Here is a 17,606-nt window from a genome sequence, read left to right as displayed (position 1 = left end):
CAATAATCAAAGAACGGCGTTACAATGAAACTAAGCATATTGATGCTTTTAGTAGACAATGACCCACATTTATTTTGGGATTTTTAACTAACGATAATTATAAGGAATAACACGTATGAAACTTTATTACTCCCCAGGATCATGTTCTTTATCTCCACATATTGCTATTCATGAAGCAGGTTTAACAGCTAAAACAGAGCTAGTAAAAGTAGACTTGCAATCACACACTCTCGAGAATGGTGATAACTATCTTGACATTAACCCTTGCGGTTATGTGCCTGCGTTACAGCTTGATAGCGGTGAGTTTTTATTCGAAGGTCCTGCTATTGTGCAATACATCGCAAGCTTAGCACCTGAAAAAAACCTAGCACCTGCTGCTGACACGTTTGAACGTGCAAAGTTACAGCAATGGTTAAACTTTTTATCAACAGAATTACATAAAGGACTTGCGCCTTTATTTAACCCTGCTCTTTCTGATGATACAAAAGGTGTTTTTATTGAAGGTTATAGCAAGCGCCTAACTCAATTAGTTGAGTCAATGGGTGATAGTGAGTACCTAGTAGGTGATCAGTTCTCAGTAGCAGATATCTACTTATTCGTTATCTTAAGCTGGCACCCATACTTTGAATTTGATGCCTCACCTTGGCCATCACTTAAAGCATTCCAAGAGCGTATTGGCTCTCGCCCTGCTGTACAAGAAGCACTTAAGCATGAAGGTTTAGCTTAAGTCTTAAGCAAGTAATCGAGGTGCCCATAAGGCACCTCGGTTATTTCATTACAATTTAACGCAAACATTCCGTGTTTCAGTATAAAACTCTAAGGAATGAACACCACCCTCTCGTCCAATACCTGATTGCTTAGAGCCACCAAAAGCGGTTCTTAAATCACGTAAGAACCAGCTATTAATCCAGGTAATACCCACATTAATTTTGGCAGCCACGCGGTGAGCGCGTGACAAATCCCGTGTCCATACGGTTGTTGATAAACCATATTCTGTATCATTGGCCCAGTTAATCACTTGTTGCTCATCGTCAAATGGCGCAATGTGGCAGCAAGGGCCAAAAATTTCTTCCTTCATGACCGTTGCATCTTCTGCAAGCCCTGTCCAAATGGTTGGCTCCACCCAAGCACCCTCTTTTAATTCTTCTGGCATGCTGGGAACGCCACCTCCCGTGACAACTGTTGCGCCTTCCTCAACTGCTTTTGCATAATAAGACAGTACCTTTGCTTGATGCTCATGGCTAATCATTGGGCCAAAATTACAGTTTTCATCATCCGGCCTACCGTGGCGCACTTTTTCGACTTTTTTCTTCAGTGCTTCCACAAATTTATCAAAAATGGGCCGCTCAACATAAACACGCTCCGTGCCTAAGCAGACCTGTCCAGAATTCAAGAATGAGGACTTGTATATCCCATCAACCGCTTTATCAAAATCACTATCCGCAAAGACAATACCCGCATTTTTACCACCCAGCTCAAAGGAAACATCTCGCATCCCCTCCGATGCGGCTTTCATAATAGCCGCTCCTGTAGTCGTTTCACCGGTAAAGGTAATAGCGTCTACCTTTGGATGATGTGTTAAATACTCACCGGCAGAGTCAGGCCCAAAACCGTGAACAACATTAAACACGCCTTTTGGTACGCCTACTTTATTCATGACTTCACCCAATAAAGCAGTGGTTAATGGCGTCTCTTCAGAAGGCTTAACCACCACTGTATTACCACAAGCCAGCGCAGGCCCTACTTTCCACGTCATTAACAAAAAGGGCGCATTCCAAGGCGACACCACACCAACAACCCCTTTTGGTACACGAATAGCATAGTTCAGCGCACCTAAACCATCCGGCGTTGTCGTTTGAAATGACTCATTCGGAACATTCTTAATGACATCAGCAAAAATTTTAAAGTTTGCCGCGCCTCTAGGAATAAACGCATGCGTCATAATACTTTTAGGTTGCCCCGTATCTGCCATTTCCGCTTCTACAAAATCATCAAAACGTCGGGTAATCTCATCGGCAACACCATATAAAATCTCAACGCGTTGCTCCATGGTAAAAGCTCCCCATTCACCATTTAAAGCGGCACGCGCTGCGTGGACTGCACGATCAACATCAACCTTACCCCCTTCAGATACCTGAGCAATAAGGCGCCGGTCAACAGGGGAGCGTTTTTCAAATGATTTACCGTCAACAGCGGATACAAACTCGCCATTTATGAAATGATTAATATGTTGCATATGCCTTCCTTAAATAGTTAACTGAATGATAAAACAATTTATTCTACCGTGGCTAAATACACCACGCATTGATCATCATCAATCATAGTCTTTAAACGACTTAAAATTAATGTCATCAAAACACAAGCTTATCTAAAATAAGCCAATATCTGAGTTTTAATACCTTACTTTAAAGCTTTAAACCCTGCATTATCAAACAACCTGTCGCTCAAATCTAACTAAAGATAGATTTTTTTAAATTTTTTAAACTACAATGACTTTAATCAATATTTTATTCTAAAGAACTTAAAAATCACTTTTGGAGAACAGTAATTCATGAATAATGAGGAAAAAAGCACGTCTAATTGGTCTATCAATGAGATCAAAAAGTTAGTCAGCGACAAAAACGGAATTATAGATGCACGCATCTATAATGATGAGGCACTCTATGAACTTGAGCTTGAACGTGTATTCGCTCGTTCATGGATCCTACTTGGACACGAGAGTCATGTTCCTAATACCGGCGACTTCCTAAACACTTATATTGGTGAAGACCCTGTCATTCTAGTGCGACAAAAGGATGCTAGCCTTCGTGTTTTCTTAAACCAGTGCCATCATCGAGGCATGAAATTATCCCGTGATGACGCAGGCAACGCCAAAGCATTTGTTTGCACATACCACGGCTGGGCTCACGACATTTCTGGCCAGTTAATTGATATCCCCTTCGAGAAAGAAGGCCATTGTGAGCCCCTAGATAAATCAGAGTGGAGCCCCTTGCAAGCACGTGTTGAAACCTATCGCGGACTCATTTTTGCCAACTGGGATGAACAAGCACCTTCGTTAGACGAATACCTATCTGACTCAAAACCTTATATCGATGTGATGTTTAACCGAACCGAGGCAGGCACAGAAGCCATCGGCGGCATTCAAAAATGGGTTATCCCCACCAACTGGAAATTTGCTGCCGAACAATTTTGTAGCGATATGTATCATGCTGCCACTATGTCTCACTTATCTGGTTTTACCGCTGGTTTACCTGAAGAGCTTAACTTGAACGATATTGATATCCCAACTCAAGGCAACCAGTTCCGCGCTAAATGGGGCGGTCATGGCACCGGGTACTATGTAGATCAACCCGGTCTTTTGCAGGGCATTATGGGCCCGGCCATTACTGAATATATTACCACCAGCCCGCAGGCCGAGATCGCTTCAAAACGCCTAGGTCCTATGTTTGGTCAACGTATGATGGGGCAACACATGACCATCTTCCCTACTTGCTCCTTTTTACCGGGCGTTAACACCATCCGTACTTGGCACCCTCGTGGCCCTAACGAAATCGAAGTATGGGCATTTATTGTGGTTGATGCTGATGCACCTGATCATATTAAAGAAGAGTTCAGAAAACAGAATATTCGCACCTTTTCTGCCGGTGGTGTTTTTGAACAAGACGATGGTGAAAACTGGATTGAGGTTCAAAAGCTTTTCAGAGGCAATAAGGCTCGAAAAACTAAGCTTAATATGCAAATGGGGTTAGGTGACTCAACTACCGATCACCCTGACTTCCCTGGCCGCATTAGTGGTGTTTACAGTGAAGATGCCGCTCGTGGCATGTATCAGCACTGGTTAAGAATGATGACTGAGCTCAGCTGGGACACCTTAAAACCTTAACTTTAAGAGCTGATCTTAACCTAAAAATTACTTTTGGAATCGACTATGGCCTCACCTATTAACATTAAAGAAATTATTTCAAGCCCTGCGGCTGACCTTGCACTACAAAACGAAATTGAGCAGTTTTATTACCGCGAAGCGCTACTATTAGACAACATCAAATACGAAGATTGGTTTGCCTTATTAGATGACGACATTCACTATTATATGCCCATTAGAAGAAACGCTATGCAACGACGTGGACGCGCTCGAGCTAGTGATTTAGTTGAATATACTAACCAGCATGAATTCGCTCATTTCGATGAAGACAAAACCACAATGAACGGACGTTTAAGAAAGCTTCTCAGTGACTTTAGTTGGTCTGAAAACCCAGCTTCGCGAACACGTCACACCGTTTCAAACGTGATTATTACCGAAGGTGAACAGAAAGACACCTTCAATGTTTGCTCATCATTTATTGTTTATCGAAACCGCTTAGAAACGCAGGTGGATATTTTTGCAGGCGAACGTCACGACGTGCTGCGCCGCTCAGATAATACATTAGGCTTTAAAATAGCCAAACGTACCATTTTAGTAGACCAAAGCACCATCCTATCAAACAATATTAGTATCTTTTTCTAGTTAGATAGAAACCAGACTACCATGAGGTTGTTGCCAATATTCGCAGCGACCTCATGGCATAATAAACTCTGCTCTAAAATACCCTTGATCCAAAGAGTAGCCGAACCGACAGCCAGATTCTTTCGGCCTTAGCGCATCACCACTAAACCCTCATATACCTGCCACAGCAACCGCTAACGAGCCAAACATTAGCAAACCGCCTGCTAGTCGACTAATTAATTGTTTACGCGTCAGTTTTTCCATTTGGCTCAAACCAAACCGGGCTAATACATAAACCACACCTACGGCAATAAAGCCTCTTGACGCTTGCACAATATTTATCATCGTTGCCTCTTCCGATAACTTAAACGCATACATCAAAATAATAAGCCCCATGAAGTGCGCTAACGCATATATAAGCAATGATTTACCAAACGGTTTTGAAACCTTCCAGTCATTTTTAAACAAAATTGGTGAAAGTGGCATTAATAATACGGCTGGAACAACAAAAACAAACACCGCCAATTCCAACCCCCCCATGCCATTTTTCAATACATGGACGACAATTATATCGGCCAAGGCAAAGAAGAAACACGTTAACAATACAAAGAACAATGCCAACGGCGAGCCATGTAATTTACCGTCATTTAAAAAAAACAAACTAACGAAAGCACCTAGCCCTGCAAGATAGACACTCGGCGGATAGGTTTGTTCAAAAAACAGTACCGACAAGCCAGCCACTGCAAAAATTTTACAGCCCAACATCGGCACTACAAATGACGCATCACCATGCCGCATTGCATTGAGATAACTTGTTTGTCCCAATAGCACGAGCACACACATCGATAAGACTAGCCAAAACTGCTCCCATAATTGTGCTAAATCAACAAACGGCAATAATAGTACCGCTAGAAACCCCACTGCATACTGACTGTAAAAAGCTAACTTTTGGCGATTCAAAGAATGCGCTAAGAACTGTTTAGTATACGTAAAGCTAAACGCATGAAAAACAGATGCCAGCAATGTTAGCCAGACATAGGAGGGGATAATTGATATCAAAATGATGTCCTAGGTAGGAATAAACCAGAATATTATTACAAGCTAATATAATACCAATATTCAGGCTCTGTATCAGCTTTATTAATGACAGTTTACCTTAACATCCGTATCAATATGACTGACTGTGATTCACTACTCATTCGCTAACACTTTTAATACTTAAACAGCATATACAAATTTATTTAATACGAACCAACCATGCCACATTAGCCCATAACAACAAGGCGCTGGGTTAAATGAAAGAGCGACCTCCTTTAATATCACCTATCTCATTTAAATTTTTCATGGCGCATTAAAAAAGCTTATGAGCACATCACCCATAAGCTTTTTATAAAACAAGAAAAAGGCTAATCCTTATTAAAGCGATCTAGCAAAGAGCCAGCAGCTGCCTTTAACAATAAGGTATCTGCTCCAATCAAGAAAAAACTAGCTCCCATTTGTTGGTAGCGCTCTGCTTGTTCAGGATCACCACAATAAACACCCACCGGCTTTCCAAGTTCATGAACACGCTTAATTGATCGCTCAACGACCTTACAAACTTCAGGGTGTCCAGGTTGACCTATATAGCCCATTGCAGCCGCTAAGTCTGCAGGGCCTATAAACACCGCATCTACACCATCAACTTGAGTAATCGCATCAAGATCCGCAATGCCTTCTTTACTTTCTAGCTGTAAGACTAAACAAATATTATCGTCTGCTTGTTGAAGGTAATCTTTGATGCTCCCCCAGCGAGTTGCTCGGGTCAAAGCCCCTCCCATACCTCGCACACCCTTTGGTGCATAACGTACTGCGTCAACTATTTGCTTTGCTTGTTCAGCGGAATCAACCATAGGAATAAGCAATGTTTGCGCACCAATATCAAGCACCCTTTTAATATCGCCAACATTATGATCTTGCAAGCGAACAACTGAGTTAACGTCATACGCACTCATCGCTTGCAGTTGATGCATAATATTTTTGATATCATTCGGGCCGTGTTCGGCGTCGATCAACAACCAGTCAAAACCGGTCGTCGCCATCAGCTCTGCTGCCGTAGAATCGGCCAGTGCCATAAAGGCGCCCAGTTGTTTTTTATTCGCCTGTATCGACTGCTTAAATATATTCTTTGTCATCGGTAATGACATATTTCTCTACCTCTTAAATATTTAATTAGACGAAACGGAATCCAATGCTACCCAAAGTGCCAAAATCAGCATGAAAAGTATCTCCACGTTCGACTGACAAAAGGCGCGTAAATGAGCCACCTAATATCACTTGCCCCGGTTCCAGCGATATACCATGCGGAGCAAAACGCTTTGCCAGCCATACAATCCCATTACCTGGGTGATTAAGCACGCCCGCAGAAACGCCCGTTTCTTCGATTAAACCATTACGCGAAATGACACCACCTATCCATCTTAAATCAACATCCATTGGCTTTACTGGTCGGCCACCAGTAATTAAACCAGCACAAGCAGCATTGTCCGCAATAGTATCAAACACTTTGCGTCGTTTGCCGGTTTCTGGGTCTACACGTATTACCCGTGAATCAACTATTTCTACAGCTGGACAAACATAGTCAGTAGCTTTCAGCACATCCGTTAGCGTAATATCTTCACCAACAAGGCGTTTCCCTAAAACAAATGCTATCTCTACTTCAACCAACGGCGCAATAAAACGGTCAAATGGAATTTCAGAGTTATCTGAAAATACCATATCATCCATTAACGTACCGTAATCAGGCTCGGTTATTTGCGATGCCATTTGCATAGCACGGGATGTTAAACCAATTTTTCGCCCTACAATTTTTCGCCCTTGAGCCAACCTAATTTTTGTCCATTCAGCTTGGATGGCATAACCATCTTCAATGGTCATTTCAGGATACAGCTGAGAGAACTGCGGGATAGTCTCACCACTGGCTAGCGCTTTATCAAGCGCTAGCGCAGAGGCTTCTAATATTTTTTGGTCTAACACCTGATTTCTTTACCCAAGAAGTGAGACATAATAATTGGATACATACCGTCCCAACGTTGTGTTTGAGCCCAGTGACCACAACGATCCAATACATGTAGCTCAGCACGTTTCAAATGCTGTAAGAAGTACATGCTAGTTTCTAGTGGTACCACTTTATCTTGACGACCGTGAATAATCGCCCATTCATGGTCCATAGAAGCAAGGATAGGTGGTGGAATAACGAGCACTGTATTCATCTCTTCATTCATCGCTTTAAACATTACTTCTTGAATAGGACGCATTTTAGGGTCCATTGCTTTATCAAAACGATCTTGCATCACTGCTTCTAAATCTTCAAAGATACTTGGATCATAAACAAAGCTTTGAATTAACTCACGGTAACGCGCTTTTCTTGGATCATCATAAAAAGTCATCATACGTGTAAGCGTGGATGATTTTTCGAATGGCGCACCGATAGCGCCCATCAACATACACTTATCAAAACGATCTGGCATTTCAACAACACACTGCATAGCAAGCGCACCACCCATTGAATTACCAATAATATGTGTTTTTTCAATGCCTAACTCATCAAGCAAGCCTTTAATTTGTTCCACTCGATAGCCCATCCATCTAGCAATTTTTGTCGGCACTTCTTTCGGTAATTCTGATTGGCCGAAACCAATCGCATCCGGTGCAATCACATAAAAATCTTTTGCTAAAATAGGAGCACATTGCGCCCAATTTGACATCGCACTGGCTCCTGGGCCTGCACCATGTAATAACAATAGCGGTGGATTTTTAGGGTTTCCCGCAATAATGCAGTTACTTGCAAGCTCCCCAGAAGGGATCATTTTCTCAACCATTTCAAAACTCATATTTCTCTTCCTCTATATTAATTTATAAAAAACTTCTACAACTCTAAAAACGATGGCCCTTAAAAGGCCCATTAGTTTATTCACCACTATAAAATAACAGTATTCATTTAACGTCTGCTATAACACTGGTCCACCACGTTTAAGCCAATCTTGCATATCCCAATACTCACGCCACGAACTTATTTTGCCATTATTATCAAACTCAAATATACCTAATACTGGCAGTTCTTCCATCATCGTGCCATCTTTAAAAGCAAAGGTATCGACTCGTTCGGTTACAACACGCTTACCATCTGCCACCAAGGTTAATATTTTAAATTCAGTGCTTGCTGTCATCTTTAAAAAACCTTCTACAGAGCCTGCTATTTGCTCGCGGCCCTTTAATGGCCCTAGCGGTAAGTTATGGTAAACAGCATCATCACTCATTAACGATAAGATTGTATCCTGATCCATTTCATCCCAAGCCTCACAGAATCGCTTAACCGTTTCCTCATTATTGGTTACCAGCATACCCCCTCCTTCTTATTTATGAGAACCGCGCTTTTCATACCACTTAGGGCTAGCATTCAACATGCACGACATAAAACGCAGATGTTGGCGACTCAAAAGAAAACTAACACTTGTTATTTTTACAGATCAGCATAATGCTAACCACTTACAGCGACTAAATCAATGCTTTTTATGCTTGAGATTTAGTAAAAATCTACTCTTAACTTTAATCTAATTCTCAAGTCGAAGTAAAGCTAGTTGATTCTCCTCATTATTGTATTTTTTTTAAAACTTTGGCAGGCCATCATCATTCAGCTGTTCTTGTTTTAGACTGAGCTTTTAAAAAGCAATGTCAGCTATAGTTTCGATAGAACCAAGTTACCTATATGATCAACCTGACATTGCCAACCAGCGGCTAGGTACGTGGTTGCCACCTGTTCAACAATGAGCGCTTCCCCATTAATTACGTCATTCGACATTAACTCTTTTCGTTGGTAAATGTGCATTCCATCATCCATTTCAACAGGCACCTTACCGTCTTTATCACGTGAACACTGTTCAACTAACCTAGGCTTCGGCATTTCACCCGATAATGACACCCTCAGATTAACTAATTCAACGGCCAGCTCTAGATCATGCCCATAACGGCTCTTATGCATCGTATGAAAGTCTTTAGTCACTGTCGCCGAATCACTCCATTGTATTGGCAACGTATACGACTGACCGACATACCTTAGATCAACCAGGTAGTTTATTTTTATATCGTCTAAGGACACGCCTTCCGCCATTAATTCTGCTTGGCCTTGCCTCACTAAAGTTAAAAAACCATGCTCTATTTGCTCAACAGCTACATCATCCAACCGCCCTAGTAAGCTTCGGGACAACTCACGCGAGCGTGGCGCTGCTAACATCCCAAAGGCAGACAGCACACCCGAGTTAACAGGGACTATGGCTGTTTGCATTCCCAAAGCCTCCGCTAAAGCACACACATGCAAACTGCCTGCCCCACCAAACGTCATTAAGGCATAAGGCCTTGGATCAATACCACGCTGAATTGAAATAACACGTAACGCTCGTGCCATATGTTCATTCGCTAACTTAATAACCCCTTGCGCTGCCTCTTTAGGTTCACATCCCAAGTCTGCCGCTAAGCTCTCCATTGCTTGATTTGTCGCCTTTATATCTAAGGGCATATCACCACCAAGAAAATAACGCGTATTAATTCTAGCCAAATATACATTGGCATCCGTTACTGTTACTGCCTGCCCGCCTTTGCCATAACAAGCTGGCCCAGGTGAGGCACCCGCAGATGCAGGTCCAACACACAGCAACCCACCTGCATCAACAGATGCAATAGAGCCACCGCCTGCACCAATGGTATGCATATCCACCATAGGAACCGCAACGGGATAACCCTCAATTTGCCCCTCGTTTGTTAACGCTATCGCACCATCTAATAAGGCCACATCCGTAGACGTCCCCCCCATATCCAACGTTAACAGACGATCAAACCCTGCTTTTTCACCTATATGTAATGCGGCCATTAATCCACCAGCAGGGCCAGACAAAAGCATTCGAACCGCTTGTTTACCTGCCTGTTCTGCCGCTATCGTTCCACCAGAGCTTTGCATCACAGAAACGGATGATGCTTTAACTGCTGCTCTTAGTCTATCTAGATAACCAATGACTAACGGCCCAACATAAGCATTCAACCAAGTCGCCATACCGCGTTCATATTCTTTATATTCAGCCAAAACCAGCGATGAACGCGATACAAATAAACCTTCAGGCATGGCCGCCTCTAATCGTCTTTCTGCTGCATCATCTAAAAAAGAGAATAATAAATTAATCGCAACTGCTTCTGGTTCTAGATAATTTATTTTTGAAATCAATGTTGCGATCTGCTCATCGCTTAGCGGTTCAATCACTTCACTCTGCGCTGAGACACGCCCGCCCGTTTCCAAACACAAGTTTGAGGGCACCGGCGGCTCTTCCGGTTTTGGGTTTAAGTTGTAAAGCTCTTTCCTTGCTTGGCGACCTATCGTTAACATATCCGCTAAGCCATGGTTTGTCACAAAGCAGCAACGGACACCTTTTTTTTCTAATACAGCATTAGTCGCCACTGTTGATCCATGCACAATCAACAAACTTTCATTATCAACGCCCAAGGCATTAATGCCTTGCAAAATAGCTTTTTCAGGAGCCTCTGGGGTTGAAAGCACCTTATGAATACGCACGCCTTGATCGTCTATGTAAACAAAATCGGTGAAAGTGCCGCCAGTATCTATACCTAATAACATGAAAAAAGCTCAACCTTTTAAACCTGTATTTTTACATGCCTCTATAATAGATTCACCCCTATTTATCTGACCATCGTTGCTTGAAAGGAAGTCAGGCACATATTAGACTCCTTCGTTTAACCCCCTAAACTAAGATCACAGATACTAAATTTGATGAGCAGCCTAATAGAAGTTAACCATTTATCGCGTCAATTTGGTCACCATTGTGCTGTTGACGATGTAAGCTTTTCGCTTAATAAAGGCGAGGTTCTTGGCTTTTTGGGGCCAAATGGGGCTGGTAAATCAACCACCATGAAAATGATTTGTGGCAACTTAACACCCACCGTCGGTGAAATTAAAATTAATGGTTATGACATTATCGACCAACCCAAACTTGCCAAAGCTGAATTAGGGTTTTTGCCTGAAATACCCCCTGTTTATCCAGATCTGACGGTAGATGAATACCTGCGCTACTGCGCCAAACTGCATGGTTTACGTAAACACGCCATTAAACTCTCTGTAGAACGTGGAAAGCTAAAATGTGGTTTAAGCGACATGGGGCATCGTTTAATTGGCAATTTATCAAAGGGTTATCAACAACGCGTTGGTATTGCTCAAGCTATTTTACATAACCCATCGGTGATTATTTTAGACGAACCCACGGTTGGCCTAGACCCTATTCAAATTTTAGAAATTCGTGAACTCATTCGTGAACTTGGCAATGAACACAGTGTCATTTTATCCACTCATATACTGCCCGAGGTTCAGCATTCATGCAGTAGAGTACAAATCATTCATCACGGAAAACTGGTATTAAATGAGCCTGTTGAAGGCTTATCTCGCAGAATGACGTCTTCGAGCTTAATAGTGCGCTTTCGTCAACAACCGAACGAGGAAGTACTGCAAAACGTGCCCAACATAACAGCCCTTGAAGCCCTCGACACCGGGCAGTACCTGATTCAGCATACCCAAGGCACTAGTATCTCAGAAACGATAGTCGAGCTGTCGGTAACAAATAACTGGGGCTTGCTAGAGTTGACACCTCAGCAACACGATATGGAACAAATTTTCCTTTCACTCACTCAACATTCAAATAACCATGAATAGTTTCACGATTGCCAGCCGAGAACTGCGCAGTTTATTTCTGTCACCACTTGCGTGGACCATTCTCGGTGTTAGCCAGCTTATTTTGGCCTACATGTTTTTAACACAAATTGATTATTATTTAGCGATACAACCCAAACTTATTGGTATACCGGGTGCGCCTGGCGTAACCGATCTGATTGTCGCACCGCTGTTTGGTAATGCTGCTGTCATCTTGTTACTTATTATTCCACTGCTAACCATGCGAACCATCAGTGATGAACGCCGCAACAAAACCATTAGCTTGCTGTTTTCTGCTCCCGTCAGTCTAACTGAAATTGTGCTTGGTAAATTCCTTGCCATTTTTGCTTTCTTACTGATTATTCTTTTATCCATCACCCTAATGCCGCTCTCGTTATTGACTGTAGGCGAACTCGATATAGGCAAGCTTTTCGCCTGCCTGCTTGCCATGGTCTTACTGATGGCTTCGTTCAATGCGCTAGGGCTTTACATGTCTGCTATTGCCTCTCAACCAACGGTTGCAGCAATCGGAAGTTTTGGCGCTTTATTACTCTTATGGATTATTGATTGGGCTGGTAACAGCAGCAGTGTGCTTGAATATATTTCTATCATGCGACATTTCGAAAACTTACTACGCGGCTTAATACACTCGACTGATATTTTTTACTTTATTTTGTTTATAGCCGGGTTTTTAATTCTCAGCATTCGTCGATTAGATAACGACCGTTTACAAAAATGAAAATATCCCGCAAAGCACACCAATTTATTCGGCTGCAAAATGTCGTTTTCACACTTTTATTTCTTGGCGTACTTGGCCTACTCGCTTGGCTAAGCACACAATATACCGCCCAATTTGATTGGACAGCCAATAGTAGAAATTCGTTATCTACCCCGAGCATCCAATTACTGAAACAATTAACACACCCCATAGAGGTAGACGCGTACGCCACTGAAAATGATATTTTGCGCCAACAAATCTCTGAGCTTATTGATAAATACAGCCACCATAAAACAGATATTACATTAACCCTTATTAACCCCGATATACGCCCTGACCAAGCACGTGAAGAAGGTATCACCGCCGATGGTGAGTTAGTGATTCGCTATAACGGTAAACGCGAATCACTACAACAATTAAACGAGCAAGCCTTTACCAATGCCCTACAAAGGCTTGCTAATAGTGATCAGCGTTGGGTTGTTTTTCTCACCGGGCACGGCGAGCGCAACCCAGCAGGCCATTCAAATTATGACTTTGGCCTATTCGCAAACGAATTAAAAAACAAAGGCATTAATAGCCAAACCATTAATCTAATGGATACGCCATCCATACCAAACAATACATCCTTGCTCGTCATCGCTGACCCACAGGTAAATTACCTAGCCGGAGAAATCGACGTGATAAAACAATATCTTGCTAAAGGTCGGGCATTATTATTGTTGGGCGAACCTAATCAATCCGAACCTCTTAAGCCTTTAACAGAACTGTTAACGATTCAAATCTTGCCCGGCACTGTGGTCGATGCCACTACCCAAGTCTTTGGTATTGATGACCCAACCTTTGCCTTGGTCACCGCATACCCTAACCATTTAGCAACCAAACATTTAAAGGCTATGAGCTTGTTTCCAGGCGCCGCTGGGCTCAGTCTATTAGCTAACAGCCCTTATCAAGCCGCCCCCTTATTATCTACGCTGGAACGTTCATGGACAGAAACAGGTGATATTGAAGGGCAAATACAATTTGACCCCGATACGGATGAAAAGCAGGGCCCCATTACAATTGGTTATGCGCTGAATAAAAAAGATGACAATACCAAAGAGCAGCGCATTATTGTTTTGGGCGATGCGGATTTCTTATCCAATACTTTTCTTGGTAATGGCGCTAATTTAGACCTTGGTCTTAGCCTAATTCAATGGCTCAACCACGACGACTCCTTTATTGATATTCCTGCAAAAACAGCGCCCGATACCACACTAGAAATAAGCCAACAGTGGTCGCTTATTTTTGGTCTTGGGTTTTTGTTTCTGCTACCGGCCCTCTTTATCGTCAGTGGCCTGCTCATTTGGCTTAAACGCAAAAAACGTTAAGCTATGAAAAATCGTCTACTTATCAACTTGCTACTAATTACCTTAGTGGTCTGTCTAGGCATGATTGCGTGGCTAAAGCCCGGGCATGAAGCCCCTAAAAAAACCAACCTAGCTGGGTTAGACATCAACACTATTCAGCACATTAAGATCGAGCGAACAGCGGCTAATACCATCGAATTAAAGCGCCTACAAAACCAGTGGTACTTAACCCAGCCTGTCAACACACTAGCCTTAGCAGGCAAGGTAGAAAGGTTACTTAAAATATCTCAGATCAAACCAACCACTAGCTACCCATTAGAAAAACAGCCACTCAGTCAATTTGGCCTAGATACACCAACAGTTAAGGTCTCTTTTAACAAAAAAACACTCAATATTGGCAAAACAGAAAGCGTTCAATCACGTCGCTACGTCAGCAACGACACACAATTATTTTTATTAGATGACACTTTTTTACATCATCTAACCGCGCCTGTTGATGCTTATATTGACACTCGGCTGATACCCAATAACGGTCAGATTATTGGCTTAAAAACACCCGAGATAACGCTTCAACGACAAGAAGATAATACTTGGAAAAATATCCAATCACCCACTGACGAGCTCTCATCAGACGCGGTTCAAATGCTTCTCGATGAATGGCGATTTGCCCGCGCTATTACTGTTACTACAAAATTCGACGCCACACCTACCGAGCAGATTATTATTTCTCTCTACGAGCAGCCAAACTTGACCTTTCATTTAATAAAGCAAAAAGACAGCGTCTTGCTAGTCTCCAATGATAAAAAACTTGCATATCAGTTTAGTGATACAAAATATAAGAAAATGACAACTCTACCGAGATTGGAGACACCCAATGCCTGAGTTACCAGAAGTCGAAACGACTCGTCGCGGAATTGCCCCTCATATTGAAGGCAAACAAGTTTCACAGGTCATTGTCCGACAAGCAAAATTACGTTGGCCCGTTAGCCCAGAAGTTTCCACCTTATTACCGGGTCTTTGCATTAACCATGTTAAACGTCGTGCAAAATACCTATTGCTTGAAACCGATAAGGGCACGTTAATTATCCACCTAGGCATGTCGGGTAGTTTACGCATCGTTCAGGCTTCAACGACACCAGAAAAACACGAGCATATTGACATTATTTTTAGTAATAACACCTGCTTGCGCTATAAAGATCCGCGCCGTTTCGGTTCGCTGTTATGGTCAACAGATGTCATTGAAAATCACAAATTAATACAACACCTTGGGCCAGAGCCTTTATCCGACGCATTTAATATTGACGATTTTTATCCAAAGGCTCAATTAAAAAAAACACCCATTAAAAGTTTTATTATGGATGGGCAAGTCGTTGTCGGCGTTGGTAATATTTATGCTAGCGAAGCATTATTTCAGGCAGGCATTCACCCTAAACGTGCCGCTAACAAAGTTTCTAAAAAGCGCTTGATTAACCTCGTTTTTGCCATTAAAAAAATCCTAGCGCAAGCTATACAACAAGGCGGCACAACGTTAAAAGATTTTGTTAACAGTGACGGCAACCCTGGTTATTTTCAACAAACACTTAATGTTTACGGGCAAAAAGACAAACCTTGCCCAAGGTGCAAAGCACCCATTAAACAAATCATTATTGCTCAACGATCGACCTTTTACTGCACCCACTGCCAACGTTAAATACTTGACGAGCTAACGCCTGCCAATAACGTTTTTTAATTCTTTATTAGGCATACCCTCCTAATTCCTATAGAGTTATAGCTCTAAAGGGAGTTTGCTTGTTTCAGTTAAAAAATAAATTTATTAACCAATTATTCGGCAGTTTTATGGACCTGCTGCCAATTTTTTCAGTGGTTCTTTTTTTTCAGTTATTTATTCTGCGCCAACCCATCCCCAATATAGCGGATATAGCTATTGGTACAGCTTTTGTTGTACTCGGCTTAACGCTGTTTATTCAAGGTCTTGAAAAAAGCCTATTCCCCATTGGTGAGACCATGGCCTATGCGTTTGCTAAGAAAGGTAGCTTATTGTGGTTACTAGTCTTTGCCTTTTCATTAGGCTTTGGCACCACTGCAGCCGAACCCGCCTTAATTGCTGTTGCCGACGAAGCAGCACGTATTGCAGCGGAAGGTGGCATGATCGAGAAAACTAACAAAGCAAAAGAATCTTATGCTTTTGGTCTTCGGTTTACCGTTGCCTTCTCTGTGGGCTTTGCCATTTTGTTAGGGGTACTAAGAATTATTCGTGGCTGGCCTCTGCATTATTTGATTATTCCAGGCTATATCGGCGTTGTGGTGATGACTTTTTTTGCACCCGAATCAATTATCGGTATTGCCTACGATTCAGGTGGCGTTACTACGTCTACTATCACAGTCCCCTTGGTAACCACTCTCGGCGTTGGCTTAGCCTCAGCCATTCAGGGCCGCAACCCAATGACTGACGGTTTTGGCTTAATTGCCTTTGCATCACTCACCCCGATGATTTTTGTGATGGCATACGGGGTCATTTTATAATGATATTGCTGGCGGAATTGTGGAGCACTTTCTTAAGTACCTTACGTGATGTCGCGCCAATTATTTTTGTTATCCTTTTCTTTCAATTGGTCATTATCCGACGACCATTTAGTCATTTGAAAAACTTAATAACCGGAATGGTTTACGTAGTCCTAGGGATGACTTTCTTTCTTGTGGGTTTAGACAAAGCCCTTTTTCCTTTAGGCACCAGCATGGCCGAACAATTAACCAGCCATGACTTCATCAACCCAACAACCGATCAACGTATTTCTATTGCTTGGCAAGACTATTATTGGGTTTATATTTTCGGGGGCTGTATTGGCTTTGCTACAACATTAGCAGAACCTGCTCTTATTGCTGTTGCTATCAAAGCTCAACAAATTTCTGGTGGTACTATTAAAGCTTGGTACCTAAGGTTGGCTGTGTCTATTGGTGTTGCAGTTGGTATTTCACTAGGGACATTTCGAATTGTAAGCGGCATTGATTTATATATGTTTATTATTGCTGGCTACGTCGTTGTCATTATCCAGACTATTTTTTCACCAAAACTCATCATTGGCCTTGCTTATGATTCAGGTGGCGTTACCACATCAACCGTCACCGTACCGCTAGTTACCGCATTAGGTATCGGTTTAGCTTCAAGCATTCCTGGCCGAAACCCATTGATGGATGGTTTTGGCCTTATTGCCTTTGCCAGCCTATTTCCCATCATGACTGTGTTAGCCTACGCACAATTTGCTGAGTGGATAAATCATCGCGCACAACTTAAACAAGCAGACCAAATAGGAGAATAAA

17 protein-coding genes are annotated in these 17,606 nt (G+C 42.3%); 10 read left to right on the top strand and 7 right to left on the bottom strand.

Translation table 11 applies throughout. The annotated features are described in order from the left end of the window. Window positions 1-115: 115 nt before the first annotated feature. Window positions 116-727, top strand: coding sequence for a glutathione transferase GstA (gene gstA / locus CYCME_RS03285; protein WP_015006586.1), 612 nt, complete (start codon window positions 116-118; stop codon window positions 725-727). A gap of 48 nt (window positions 728-775) precedes the next feature. On the opposite strand, the gene CYCME_RS03280 is transcribed toward gstA, so the two are convergent. Continuing rightward, window positions 776-2,236 (bottom strand): 2-hydroxymuconic semialdehyde dehydrogenase, encoded by a 1,461-nt coding sequence (locus CYCME_RS03280; RefSeq protein ID WP_020932141.1) that lies wholly within the window; start codon window positions 2,234-2,236, stop codon window positions 776-778. A 315-nt stretch (window positions 2,237-2,551) separates the two neighbouring features. On the opposite strand from CYCME_RS03280, the gene CYCME_RS03275 reads away from it, so the two are divergent. Beyond that, the gene (locus CYCME_RS03275; RefSeq protein ID WP_020932140.1) at window positions 2,552-3,883 is read left to right on the top strand and encodes an SRPBCC family protein; all 1,332 of its coding nucleotides are present in this window, start codon (window positions 2,552-2,554) and stop codon (window positions 3,881-3,883) included. Between the two features lie 45 nt (window positions 3,884-3,928). Then, entirely contained in the window at window positions 3,929-4,504 is a 576-nt protein-coding gene (locus CYCME_RS03270) for an aromatic-ring-hydroxylating dioxygenase subunit beta (protein WP_016390586.1), read from the top strand. Window positions 4,505-4,654: 150 nt separating this feature from the next. On the opposite strand, the gene CYCME_RS03265 is transcribed toward CYCME_RS03270, so the two are convergent. From CYCME_RS03265 to CYCME_RS03240, 6 genes are all read right to left on the bottom strand, one after another. After that, a complete protein-coding gene (locus tag CYCME_RS03265; protein WP_020162556.1) occupies window positions 4,655-5,542 on the bottom strand; it encodes an EamA family transporter in 888 nt (295 codons plus the stop codon). Between the two features lie 347 nt (window positions 5,543-5,889). Next, window positions 5,890-6,666: an HpcH/HpaI aldolase family protein gene (locus CYCME_RS03260; RefSeq protein WP_020932139.1), complete on the bottom strand. Its 777-nt coding sequence runs from the start codon at window positions 6,664-6,666 to the stop codon at window positions 5,890-5,892. Between the two features lie 25 nt (window positions 6,667-6,691). Next, window positions 6,692-7,495: a 2-oxo-hept-4-ene-1,7-dioate hydratase gene (gene hpaH / locus CYCME_RS03255; RefSeq protein WP_015006592.1), complete on the bottom strand. Its 804-nt coding sequence runs from the start codon at window positions 7,493-7,495 to the stop codon at window positions 6,692-6,694. Beyond that, the gene (locus CYCME_RS03250) at window positions 7,489-8,352 is read right to left on the bottom strand and encodes an alpha/beta fold hydrolase (RefSeq protein ID WP_015006593.1); all 864 of its coding nucleotides are present in this window, start codon (window positions 8,350-8,352) and stop codon (window positions 7,489-7,491) included. The genes hpaH and CYCME_RS03250 overlap by 7 nt, the downstream gene beginning before the upstream one ends. 117 nt (window positions 8,353-8,469) lie before the next feature. Next, entirely contained in the window at window positions 8,470-8,862 is a 393-nt protein-coding gene (locus CYCME_RS03245) for a limonene-1,2-epoxide hydrolase family protein (protein WP_015006594.1), read from the bottom strand. 335 nt (window positions 8,863-9,197) lie between these two features. After that, window positions 9,198-11,141, bottom strand: a complete 1,944-nt coding sequence (locus tag CYCME_RS03240; protein WP_020932138.1) for a hydantoinase/oxoprolinase family protein — start codon at window positions 11,139-11,141, stop codon at window positions 9,198-9,200. Between the two features lie 153 nt (window positions 11,142-11,294). Here CYCME_RS03240 and CYCME_RS03235 point away from each other — a divergent pair, with 153 nt between their 5' ends. From CYCME_RS03235 to CYCME_RS03205, 7 genes are all read left to right on the top strand, one after another. Next, the gene (locus CYCME_RS03235; protein WP_015006596.1) at window positions 11,295-12,227 is read left to right on the top strand and encodes an ABC transporter ATP-binding protein; all 933 of its coding nucleotides are present in this window, start codon (window positions 11,295-11,297) and stop codon (window positions 12,225-12,227) included. Then, on the top strand, window positions 12,220-12,963 hold the full coding sequence (locus tag CYCME_RS03230) for an ABC transporter permease subunit (RefSeq protein ID WP_015006597.1): 744 nt from the start codon (window positions 12,220-12,222) through the stop codon (window positions 12,961-12,963). Before CYCME_RS03235 ends, CYCME_RS03230 begins: the two co-directional genes overlap by 8 nt. Further along, complete coding sequence (locus tag CYCME_RS03225) at window positions 12,960-14,309, top strand: GldG family protein (RefSeq protein WP_020932137.1); 1,350 nt, start codon at window positions 12,960-12,962, stop codon at window positions 14,307-14,309. Before CYCME_RS03230 ends, CYCME_RS03225 begins: the two co-directional genes overlap by 4 nt. A 3-nt stretch (window positions 14,310-14,312) precedes the next feature. Beyond that, on the top strand, window positions 14,313-15,170 hold the full coding sequence (locus tag CYCME_RS03220; RefSeq protein WP_020932136.1) for a DUF4340 domain-containing protein: 858 nt from the start codon (window positions 14,313-14,315) through the stop codon (window positions 15,168-15,170). Next, complete coding sequence (gene mutM, locus CYCME_RS03215) at window positions 15,163-15,978, top strand: bifunctional DNA-formamidopyrimidine glycosylase/DNA-(apurinic or apyrimidinic site) lyase (protein ID WP_015006600.1); 816 nt, start codon at window positions 15,163-15,165, stop codon at window positions 15,976-15,978. The genes CYCME_RS03220 and mutM overlap by 8 nt, the downstream gene beginning before the upstream one ends. Window positions 15,979-16,076: 98 nt before the next feature. Next, window positions 16,077-16,811 carry a DUF1538 domain-containing protein gene (locus tag CYCME_RS03210; protein WP_015006601.1) on the top strand — a complete coding sequence of 245 codons (735 nt, stop codon included), beginning with the start codon at window positions 16,077-16,079 and terminating at the stop codon, window positions 16,809-16,811. After that, window positions 16,811-17,605 (top strand): DUF1538 domain-containing protein, encoded by a 795-nt coding sequence (locus CYCME_RS03205; protein WP_020932135.1) that lies wholly within the window; start codon window positions 16,811-16,813, stop codon window positions 17,603-17,605. The genes CYCME_RS03210 and CYCME_RS03205 overlap by 1 nt, the downstream gene beginning before the upstream one ends. Window position 17,606: the final 1 nt, after the last annotated feature.

This window comes from Cycloclasticus zancles 78-ME, from assembly GCF_000442595.1.
Lineage (GTDB): Bacteria > Pseudomonadota > Gammaproteobacteria > Methylococcales > Cycloclasticaceae > Cycloclasticus > Cycloclasticus pugetii.
This window is presented reverse-complemented; position numbering and strand designations above follow the sequence as displayed.